General features: G+C 69.1%; 11 protein-coding genes. 4 read left to right on the top strand and 7 right to left on the bottom strand.

The window, feature by feature from the left end:
• Positions 1 to 40 precede the first annotated feature (40 nt).
• From OM513_RS08765 to OM513_RS08775, 3 genes are all read left to right on the top strand, one after another.
• Positions 41 to 724, top strand: coding sequence for a ferritin-like domain-containing protein (locus OM513_RS08765; RefSeq protein WP_264943794.1), 684 nt, complete (start codon positions 41 to 43; stop codon positions 722 to 724).
• 316 nt (positions 725 to 1,040) lie between these two features.
• Positions 1,041 to 2,030: an NAD-dependent epimerase/dehydratase family protein gene (locus OM513_RS08770; protein ID WP_264943795.1), complete on the top strand. Its 990-nt coding sequence runs from the start codon at positions 1,041 to 1,043 to the stop codon at positions 2,028 to 2,030.
• 216 nt (positions 2,031 to 2,246) lie between these two features.
• Positions 2,247 to 3,431, top strand: coding sequence for a hypothetical protein (locus OM513_RS08775; RefSeq protein WP_264943796.1), 1,185 nt, complete (start codon positions 2,247 to 2,249; stop codon positions 3,429 to 3,431).
• A gap of 52 nt (positions 3,432 to 3,483) precedes the next feature.
• Here the strand turns inward: OM513_RS08775 and grxD are convergent, their stop codons facing one another.
• From grxD to OM513_RS08790, 3 genes are read right to left on the bottom strand one after another with little or no spacing between them, the layout of a single operon-like run.
• Positions 3,484 to 3,813, bottom strand: coding sequence for a Grx4 family monothiol glutaredoxin (gene grxD, locus OM513_RS08780; protein WP_264943797.1), 330 nt, complete (start codon positions 3,811 to 3,813; stop codon positions 3,484 to 3,486).
• A gap of 4 nt (positions 3,814 to 3,817) precedes the next feature.
• Positions 3,818 to 4,057 carry a BolA family protein gene (locus tag OM513_RS08785; RefSeq protein ID WP_264943798.1) on the bottom strand — a complete coding sequence of 80 codons (240 nt, stop codon included), beginning with the start codon at positions 4,055 to 4,057 and terminating at the stop codon, positions 3,818 to 3,820.
• Between the two features lies 1 nt (position 4,058).
• Complete coding sequence (locus OM513_RS08790; RefSeq protein WP_264943799.1) at positions 4,059 to 4,382, bottom strand: DUF1476 domain-containing protein; 324 nt, start codon at positions 4,380 to 4,382, stop codon at positions 4,059 to 4,061.
• A gap of 180 nt (positions 4,383 to 4,562) precedes the next feature.
• On the opposite strand from OM513_RS08790, the gene OM513_RS08795 reads away from it, so the two are divergent.
• Entirely contained in the window at positions 4,563 to 5,489 is a 927-nt protein-coding gene (locus OM513_RS08795) for an alpha/beta fold hydrolase (RefSeq protein WP_264943800.1), read from the top strand.
• A gap of 43 nt (positions 5,490 to 5,532) precedes the next feature.
• On the opposite strand, the gene OM513_RS08800 is transcribed toward OM513_RS08795, so the two are convergent.
• The 4 genes from OM513_RS08800 to leuC form a co-directional block, all read right to left on the bottom strand.
• The gene (locus OM513_RS08800; protein WP_264943801.1) at positions 5,533 to 6,534 is read right to left on the bottom strand and encodes an NADPH:quinone oxidoreductase family protein; all 1,002 of its coding nucleotides are present in this window, start codon (positions 6,532 to 6,534) and stop codon (positions 5,533 to 5,535) included.
• Positions 6,497 to 7,126 (bottom strand): 3-isopropylmalate dehydratase small subunit, encoded by a 630-nt coding sequence (gene leuD / locus OM513_RS08805; protein ID WP_264943802.1) that lies wholly within the window; start codon positions 7,124 to 7,126, stop codon positions 6,497 to 6,499. Before leuD ends, OM513_RS08800 begins: the two co-directional genes overlap by 38 nt.
• A gap of 307 nt (positions 7,127 to 7,433) precedes the next feature.
• Positions 7,434 to 7,556, bottom strand: coding sequence for a hypothetical protein (locus OM513_RS08810; protein ID WP_264943803.1), 123 nt, complete (start codon positions 7,554 to 7,556; stop codon positions 7,434 to 7,436).
• A 42-nt stretch (positions 7,557 to 7,598) separates the two neighbouring features.
• Positions 7,599 to 9,032, bottom strand: a complete 1,434-nt coding sequence (gene leuC, locus OM513_RS08815; RefSeq protein WP_264943804.1) for a 3-isopropylmalate dehydratase large subunit — start codon at positions 9,030 to 9,032, stop codon at positions 7,599 to 7,601.
• Positions 9,033 to 9,117: the final 85 nt, after the last annotated feature.

Below are 9,117 nucleotides of genomic sequence, written 5' to 3' on the forward strand. Positions count from 1 at the left end.
GGCGTTGACGCTGTGGCGGGCGAGGCGTAGCCTCCCCGCCATGCGAGACTGGTTCCGCCGCCGCTACCTCGATCTGCTCGGTTCGATCTACATCTACAACGAGCATCGGGGCTATACGAGCATCGACCGGGTGCTCCAGGCCGTGCGCGCGCGCGATTCCGGAAATCATGCGCTGATCGCCGCGATCGAGAAGCACCGCGCCGACGAGCGCAAACATTACATGATGTTCAAGCGCTGGTTCGAGCTGCAGGGCCGCAAGCCGCTGTATGTCGATCGCACCTGCGGGCATATCGACCGTTTCGTCGAGATCATGTTCCGCCGCACCATCGACGATCTGGATACCCGCGCGGTGATCGCCGACGACGCGCTGTTCGAAAAGCTGTGCCGCGTCATCTCGCTCACCGAACAGCGCGGCTATCGCCAGGTGGAGATATTGCTGCGCCACCCCGCGGTGCGGACCGACAAGGCGCTGGTGCGCATCTTCGAGGTGATCGAGAAGGACGAGCCCAGCCACTGGGCGCCCTATGACGGCTGGCTGCGCGCCAACGGCAGGCGCGAGCCCAAATGGTGGGAGCGCCGGATCGACGACTTCATCCATTCGGAACTGCTGTTCCTGAAGCTGCCGGCGTTGTTCCTCAACCCCTGGCTCCGCCGCCGCACCGATTGGGCGGACGAACATGACGCCGCCGCCCTTCCGGCCGAGGCGCTGCCCGCGGGGGCGTAGAGTCTGTCCGCCTTTGGCGGAATCGGCACCGGCCCGTTCCCCCACCCGGCCGCCCATAGAATATACTGCCGTTGGGTGGCTTGGTGAGGGAGCGGGCCGGTGCTGACTCCAAGGGTGTTCTCCCGTTTCGCCGACGTGGCGCGGGGAGACAGGGGAGGGCCGGGGGCTCGCGCCGCCCGGCCCTGGGCACCTCAGGAACCAAATCCTCCGTGCCGTGCGCCGCAGGAACCAAATCCTCGGTGCGCTGCCTCTTTCGCCCGAACCCGGTTTCGGGGCAATTGAGTCATTCTACGATGAGTCATTCTACGGAGTCCGCATGCGTATCCTTTTGACCGGTTCCTCGGGCTGGCTGGGCCGTTATCTGGCGCCGATGCTGCGTGCGGCGGGGCATGCGGTGACCGGGCTGGACGTGGCGCCGGGCGCCGGCACGCAGGTGATCGGATCGGTCGCCGATTGCGCGCTGGTGGACCGGGTCTTCGCCGAGCACGGGATCGAGGCGGTGATCCACGCCGGCGCGCTGCACAAGCCCGATATCGTCCGCTATCCGGCGCAGACCTTCGTCGATGTCAACGTCAGCGGCACGCTCAACCTGCTCGAAGCCGCGGCGGCCGCGGGGCACGACCGGTTCGTATTCACCTCCACCACCTCGCTGATGATCTCCGAGGCGATCCGTGAGGAGCGCGGCGACGCCGCGGTGTGGCTCGACGAGACCAGCGGGCCGCTGGCGCCACGCAACATCTATGGCGTCACCAAGCTCGCGGCCGAGAATCTCTGCCGCCTGGCGTGGCGCGAGCAGGGGCTGGCCTGCATGGTGCTGCGCACGGGCCGCTTCTTCCCGGAGGACGACGACACCCATCGCGAGCTGACCGGCGACAATATGAAGGCCAACGAGTTCCTCAATCGCCGCCTGACGGTGGAGGATGCGGCGCGGGCGCATATCGTGGCGCTGGAACGCGCGCCGGAACTGGGGTTCGGCGTCTTCGTGCTCTCGGCGCCCACGCCCTTCGTGCGGGAGGATTGCGCGGCGCTGAAGGCAGATGCGCCCGCGGTGATCGCACGATACTTCCCCGATGCGGCGGCGCTCTATGCCGCGCGGGGCTGGCAGCTTCCGGACTCGATCGGCCGGGTCTATGACGCGGGCCACGCCGAACGGGTGCTGGGCTTCCGCTGCGAGACGGGCTTTGCCGAGGTGCTGGCGGCGCTGCGCGGCGGCGGGCCGATGCCCTTCGCGCACGATCCGGCCTATGTCTCGCCCAAGGAAGCCGGCCCGGTGTCGGCACGGCTTACACCTGAGGCATGCGGTTAACGGCCGTACACCATCGCAAGCCGCGGGAAACCGCGATCCGGCACGGCTGGCACGCGGCCTGCATAGTTTCAGGCACCCCGAGCGTTGATTGCTTCATAGGGCGGGGCGCCGCTTCGTAACGGTCTCGCGGCGACCCGCCCACCCGGGGTTCCCCTTTCCGGCAACCACATCCCATGTTAGCCCTTCGCCTACGCATGGGCTGGCAGGGGGTGCCCGATGGACAATGTTCCGGCGACGGTGACACAGGGCCAGGCGCCAGCACGGCGCGGCGGCGCGCTCGACAAGGTTAAACAGGGCACGCTGCGCGCGCTGGGCAAGGTCCGCAGCGAGGCGGGCGAGGCGATCGAGGCCGCGGGCGTATCGGTGGAGCGGCTGCACCGGCGGCTGATCCTGGTCGCGGCCGGCCTGTTGCTGATGATCTTCCTGGGCGCGCTCGCACGGTCGCTGGGCGCGGCCTGGATCAACTATGTGCTGATCGCGCTGTTCGGGCTGGGGGCGCTCTATGCCTTCGTCCAGCCGTGGCATGTCGCGGGCATCCTGGCGCTGGGCGGCGGCGTGGCGCTGGCGCGCGACATGGGGACGGCGGGCGGCGCGCTGCTCGGCTATGCGAAGCTGCTGGGGCGCGTGTTCCTGGCGCTGCTGATCCCGCTGCTGCTGTTCGCGCTGGCGCCGGGGGATGCCTCGCTGGCCTCCTCGCTGCCGTTCGTGGTGCTGGCGCCGGTGGTGGTGCTGGCGATGTGGCTGTTCGGCCGGATCGCGCCGGGGGTGGAGAAGTTCCTGTTCGTGGCGCTGCCGATGGCGGCGCTGCTGATATCGGTGGTCAACATGCTGATCCCGGAGCGGATGCTGGCCGCGCTGGGCGTGCCCGCCTGGCTGCGCACCGCGCGGCCGCAGGACGACGAACTGGCGCGGCTGGAAAGCGCCATCGAGCGCCGCAAGAACGAGCAGCGCGCCGCCCAGCTCCGCGAGATCCGCCGCAAGATCGAGACGGGCGAGGCGCTGAGCGCCGCCGACGAAGCCGTGGTCGCCGCCGCCAAGCAGGATCGCGTGACGCTGACCGGCTGGATCGACGGCCAGCTAAAGGCGCTGAGCGACAAGCTGGGCAGCAGCGGCCAGGCCGCCGCCGCGCCAAAGGCGCCGCCGCTGCCGCCGCCCGGCACGGTGGCGATCCCCGACCGGGGCTGGTCGACGGGCGTGGCGGTGCCCGCCGGATTCCGCCTGTGCCAGTCCAGCAACGCGCGGGTGCAATGCCATGCCAGCGGCGCCGCGCCGGGCGTGTGGCGCGATGCGGCGCAGTGCGGCACGGTGCCGGTGGACGCGATGCGCTTCCGCAGCAAGGCGCGCGGCTTCGCGCTGTCCTACAGCTTCGTGGCGGCGGGAAGCGCGTGCCCGTCCCGATAGGGCAAGGGGGCAGGCTAAAGGCGAACGGAGGAGGGGACGGCGCCCCGCCCAGTCAGGAGGCGGCGAGGCCCTTTTCGACGAACAGATCGGCCAATTCGCCGCTCTCGTACATCTCCATCATGATGTCCGATCCGCCGACGAACTCGCCCTTCACATAGAGCTGGGGAATCGTCGGCCAGTCCGAAAAGGCCTTGATGCCCTGGCGGACGCCCTGATCCTGGAGCACGTCGACGCTCTCGAAATCCACGCCCATGTGGTTGAGGATCGCCACGGCACGGCTGGAAAAGCCGCATTGCGGGAACAGCGGGCTGCCCTTCATGAACAGCAGCACATCGTTGCCGTCCACCAGCGCCTGGATACGGCTCTGAACCTCGTCGCTCACGGCTTCACTCCTCGACTGGCGCTTCGGTGGTCAGTTGCAGCGCGTGGAGCACGCCGCCCATCCGGCCGCCCAGCGCGGCATAGACCGCCTGGTGCTGGCGCACGCGCGGCATGCCTTTGAACATCGGCGCCACCACGCGGGCGGCATAATGATCGCCATCGCCTGCCAGATCGGTGATCTCGACCTGGGCGCCGGGGATGCCCGCGCGGATCAGCGCCTCGATCTCCTCGGCCGGCATCGGCATGTTATTTGGATTCCATCATCTGGCGGCGGGCCTCGACCATCTGGGTCTCCAGCGCGCGGCGCACTTCCGCCTCGTCGGTCTCCACGCCGGCTGCGAGCAGGTCGCCCAGCAGCTTGCGGACCACGTCCTCGTCGCCGGCCTCTTCGAAATCGGCCTGGACCACCGCCTTGGCATAGGCGTCGGTCTCTTCCGGGGTCAGGCCCATCTTTTCCGCCGCCCACTGGCCCACCAGCCGGTTGCGCCGCGCGGTGACGCGGAAGGCCATTTCCTCGTCGCGGGCGTATTTGGCTTCAAATGCGCGTTCGCGATCGTCGAAAGTGGTCATGTTCGGTTCCCTGTCTGGCGTTCGCGCCCGAGATAGGGGGGCGGCCCGGGCAAGGCAAGCGCGGGCGCTGCCCGTCCGTGCGATTGACGCAGCCGGTGGCGGGGGCGATAGCTGCGTGCGCTCGATCTGCCGCCGGCCCGCGCGGCGGGCGCTGCCCTCCTTTCAATCCCAGGAGAACCGATGCCGCCGCAGGAAACGCCACCGCCAGCCTTCGCGCCAGCGCCCGCCAGCGATCCCTCGCCGCTGTGGCGCACGCTGTATCCCGGCTTTCGCAACGAGCGGATCGCCACCAGCGGCGCGGAGATCAACTTGGTCGCGGGTGGCTCCGGCCCGCCGTTGCTGATGCTGCACGGGGCGCCGGATTCGCTGATCACCTGGCACCGGATCGCCAACGATCTGGCCCGCGATCACACGGTCGTGCTGGCCGATCTGCGCGGCTATGGCGATTCCAGCAAGCCGGACGGCGGCCCCGATCATTCGGCCTATTCCAAACGGCCGATGGCGTTGGACGGTGTGGAGGTGATGGCGGCGCTTGGCTTCGATCGCTTCGCGGTGGTCGGCCATGATCGCGGCGCGCGCGTGGCGCGGCGGATGGCGCTCGACCATCCGGAGAAGGTGGCGAAGCTGGCCGTGCTGGACATCGTGCCCGAACATTATCTGTACAGCCACGTCACGCTGGGCTTCGTGCGCGGATATTGGCACTGGTTCAGCTTCTTGAGGGCCGCGCCCGTCCCGGAGGAGGAGGTGCTGGCGCGCTACACCGCCGCCGCGGCGAAGGCGGAGGGCGAAATCGCGCGGGAGGCCTACCGCCACCGCGTCAACCCGGCGATGATCCATGCGATGTGCGAGGATTATCGCGCCTCCGCCTCAGTGGATCTGGTGCTGGATCATCAGGATATCGCGGCGGGGCGGAAGATCGGCTGTCCCTTGCTCGCGCTGTGGGCGGCCAAGGGGCTCTATCCGCGGCTGTTCGACGATGTGCTGGGCATCTGGCGGGACGAAGGCACCGATGTGCGCGGCCGCGCGCTGCCCGATGCCTCTCACAACCTGCAGGAAAGCGATCCGGAGGGTACGCTGCGCGAGCTGCGGGCGTTCCTGGCGGAATAATGTGGCTGGCCGGCCCGGCGCGTGCCGAGCCGGCATTCGGCCGTCAGTTCGCCACCTGCACCACCAGCTTGCCGATCGCCTGGCGCGCGGCCATCTTCGCGATGGCCTGGCCGCCATCGGCGAAGGGGAAGACCTGGGTCACCTTGGGCGCGATGCGGCCTTCCTCCCACAGGCGGAAGAGATGCTCGACATGCGCCTGGTTCGCTGCCGGATCGCGCGCGGCGAAGGCGCCCCAGAACACGCCGCACACGTCGCAGCTCTTGAGCAGCGTCAGGTTGAGCGGCAGCCGGGGGATGCCCGCCGGGAAGCCGACGACCAGATAGCGGCCCTCCCAGGCGATGGCGCGCAGCGCAGGCTCGGCATAGTCGCCGCCGACCGGATCGTAGATCACGTCCGCGCCCGCGGGGCCTACGGCGGCCTTGAAGGCGTCCGCCAGCGCCTTCGATTGATCCTTGTCGAACGGCGCGCGGGGATAGACGATCGTTTCGTCCGCGCCCGCCGCCCGCGCCGCCGCGGCCTTTTCCTCCGAGGAGACGGCGGCGACCACGCGCGCGCCGAACGCCTTGCCAAGCTCGATCGCCGCCAGCCCCACGCCGCCCGCCGCGCCCAGCACCAGCAGCGTCTGCCCGGCCTGCAAATGCCCGCGATCGAGCAATGCGTGGATGGTGGTGGCATAGGTGAGGAGCAGCGCCGAGCCCTCCGCGAAGCTGCGTCCTTCGGGCAGGCGATATGCGCGCGCGGCGTCCACCGCCACCTTCTCGCATAGTCCGCCGTTGCCGATCACCGCGATGATCCGGTCGCCCGGCGCCCAGCCGGTGACGCCTTCGCCCACCGCCTCGACCACGCCCGCGATCTCGCCTCCGGGTGCGAAGGGGCGGGGCGGCTTGAACTGATATTTGTCCTCGATGATCAGGACATCGGGATAGTTGATCGCGCAGGCCTTCACCGCGACGAGGAGCTGGCCTCGGCCCGCCGCGGGCTCGGTGATGTCCTGAAGGCTTAGAGTTTCAGGTCCGCCCGGATCCTGCGACAGCAAAGCCTTCATTCCCGCCTCCCTCCATGACGAACGGCCGCGATTGCGTGGCGGCCGTTTCGAATTTCGAAATCGCGGTATCTCTTGCCAGCGTCAGGCCGATCTCGTCCAGCCCCTGCATCAGGCAATCCCTGCGGAAGGGGTCAAGCGCGAAGGGGAAACGGTCCTGGAACGGCGTGGTTACGGTCATGGTCTCCAGATCGACGGTGATCTCGTCGGTCTTCGCCACTTCCACCAGCCGGTCGATCGCCTCCTGGGGCAGGACGACCGTGACGATGCCGTTCTTGAAGGCGTTGCCGGAGAAGATGTCGGAAAAGCTGGGCGCGATCACCGCCTTGATGCCCAGGTCCGCCAGCGCCCAGGCGGCATGCTCGCGGCTGGAGCCGCATCCGAAATTCTCGCCCGCGACCAGCACCGGGGCGCCGGCATAGCGCGGATCGTCGAACAGGTTGCCCGGTTCCGCGCGCACGCTTTCGAATGCGCCCTTGCCCAGCCCTTCGCGGCTGATGGTCTTCAGCCAATGGGCGGGGATGATGACGTCGGTGTCGATGTTCTTGGCGCCCCAGGGATAGGCGCGGCCTTCGACCTTGCGGACGGGTTCCATCGGCGGACAGGCTCCGAAAAGGCGCGGTGCCGGGCGGTTGTGCCCGGCCCTTGCGGGATCAGTTCAGCGGCCGCTTCCTGGCTGCGCCGCATCGTGCGGGGTCGGCGTGGCGCGTGCGGCGGAAGCGGCGCGCGTCCCCCTTAATCGCGCGGGCGGCGGATGCAAACGGGTTGCTGCGTCCGCGATCGCTTGGGCAAGGCAGATAGCGGTTTGGTGCCGGCCCGCTCCCCCACCGGGCCACCCACAGGATACTGCCGCTGGTAGGCCGGGTGGGGGAACGCCGGTGCGGAACCGGCAAGAAATGCGTTCAGTTCGCCGTGTTGCGCTGGGCGGGACGCTCGCTGGCGGCCATCGGAATCGAACTGGCATAGGCCGCGGCAAGGCCGCTGAGCACCGTGCCGACAATCAACGCAACCAACGCCTGCCGCATCATGACCCCCTTGGCTGCCGCCCGCCCGGTGGCGCGTCCCTGTTACGCCATCAGGTCCCGAACGTCGGTCAGCCTGCCCGTGACCGCCGCCGCGGCCGCCATTGCCGGCGACAACAGGTGCGTGCGTGCCCCAGGCCCCTGTCTTCCTACAAAATTCCGGTTGGAAGTAGAAGCACAACGTTCGCCCGCCGGCACCTTGTCCGGGTTCATCGCGAGACACATCGAGCAGCCGGGCTCGCGCCATTCGAATCCGGCTTCCAGGAAGATGCGGTCCAGCCCCTCGGCCTCGGCCTGGCGCTTCACCAGGCCGGAACCGGGGACGATCAGCGCCTGGCGGATGCGATCGGCGACATGGCGGCCCTTCACCACCGCGGCGGCGGCGCGCAGATCCTCGATCCGGCTGTTGGTGCAGGATCCGATGAAGACATGCTCTACCGGGATGTCCTGCATCGCCGTGCCGGGGGTGAGGCCCATATAGTCGAGCGACTTGCGCGCGGCGGCGCGCTTGGCGGGATCGGCGAAGCTCTCCGGATCGGGCACGGCGCCGGTGATCGCCACCACATCCTCCGGGCTGGTGCCCCAGGTGAGCGAAGGGGCGATATCGGTGGCGTCCAGCGTCACCACCGCGTCGTATCGCGCGCCGGCATCGCTCGGCAGCGAGCGCCAATAGGCGACGGCGCGGTCCCACGCCTCGCCCGCGGGCGCCATCGGGCGGCCCTTCAGATAGGCGAAGGTCGTCTCGTCCGGCGCGATCAGCCCGGCACGGGCGCCGCCCTCAATCGACATGTTCGATACGGTCAGCCGCCCCTCGACCGACATCTCGCGGATCACCGATCCGGTATATTCGATCACATGGCCGGTGCCGCCCGCCGCGCCGATCCGGCCGATGATCGCCAGGATCACGTCCTTGGGGCCAACGCCATGGCCCAGCGTGCCGTCGACGCGGACCTCCATCGTCTTCGACTGGCGCAGCAGCAGCGTCTGGGTGGCCAGCACATGCTCCACCTCGCTGGTGCCGATGCCGAAGGCCAGCGCCCCCAGCGCGCCATGCGCGGAGGTGTGGCTGTCGCCGCACACCAGCGTGGTGCCCGGCAGCGTGAAGCCCTGTTCCGGGCCGATCACATGGACGATGCCCTGCCGCGCGTCGGTCGCCTCGATATAGCGGACGCCGAACTCGGCGGTGTTGCGGCGGAGCGCGGCGAGCTGGTTCGCGCTCTCCGGATCGGCGATCGGCAGCAGATTGCCCGCCGCATCGGTGCGCGCGGTGGTGGGAAGGTTATGGTCCGGCACCGCGAGCGTCAGCTCCGGGCGGCGCACCGGGCGGCCCGCGGCGCGAAGCCCCTCGAACGCCTGGGGGCTGGTCACCTCATGGACGAGGTGGCGGTCGATATAGATCAGGCACGTGCCGTCGTCGCGGCGCTCGACGACATGATCGTCCCAGATCTTCTGATAGAGGGTGCGGGGTCCGTTCGCCATGAGGGGCGATCTAGTCGAATCGTGCGCCGGGGCAAGCGGGCAGGCAAGATTTGTGCGGGCCGGCCCCGTGCGGCGCCTTGAGGGG

Origin of the sequence: Sphingomonas canadensis (assembly GCF_026013525.1) — a bacterium.
GTDB classification, from domain to species: Bacteria; Pseudomonadota; Alphaproteobacteria; order Sphingomonadales; family Sphingomonadaceae; genus Sphingomonas; species Sphingomonas canadensis.

Coding starts and splice junctions, on each gene's coding strand:
- OM513_RS08765 (WP_264943794.1), top strand. CDS start 41: ATGCGAGACTGGTTCCGCCGCCGCTACCTCGATCTGCTCGGTTCGATC.
- OM513_RS08770 (WP_264943795.1), top strand. CDS start 1,041: ATGCGTATCCTTTTGACCGGTTCCTCGGGCTGGCTGGGCCGTTATCTG.
- OM513_RS08775 (WP_264943796.1), top strand. CDS start 2,247: ATGGACAATGTTCCGGCGACGGTGACACAGGGCCAGGCGCCAGCACGG.
- OM513_RS08785 (WP_264943798.1), bottom strand. CDS start 4,057: ATGCCGATGCCGGCCGAGGAGATCGAGGCGCTGATCCGCGCGGGCATC.
- OM513_RS08790 (WP_264943799.1), bottom strand. CDS start 4,382: ATGACCACTTTCGACGATCGCGAACGCGCATTTGAAGCCAAATACGCC.
- OM513_RS08795 (WP_264943800.1), top strand. CDS start 4,563: ATGCCGCCGCAGGAAACGCCACCGCCAGCCTTCGCGCCAGCGCCCGCC.
- OM513_RS08800 (WP_264943801.1), bottom strand. CDS start 6,534: ATGAAGGCTTTGCTGTCGCAGGATCCGGGCGGACCTGAAACTCTAAGC.
- leuD (WP_264943802.1), bottom strand. CDS start 7,126: ATGGAACCCGTCCGCAAGGTCGAAGGCCGCGCCTATCCCTGGGGCGCC.
- OM513_RS08810 (WP_264943803.1), bottom strand. CDS start 7,556: ATGCGGCAGGCGTTGGTTGCGTTGATTGTCGGCACGGTGCTCAGCGGC.
- leuC (WP_264943804.1), bottom strand. CDS start 9,032: ATGGCGAACGGACCCCGCACCCTCTATCAGAAGATCTGGGACGATCAT.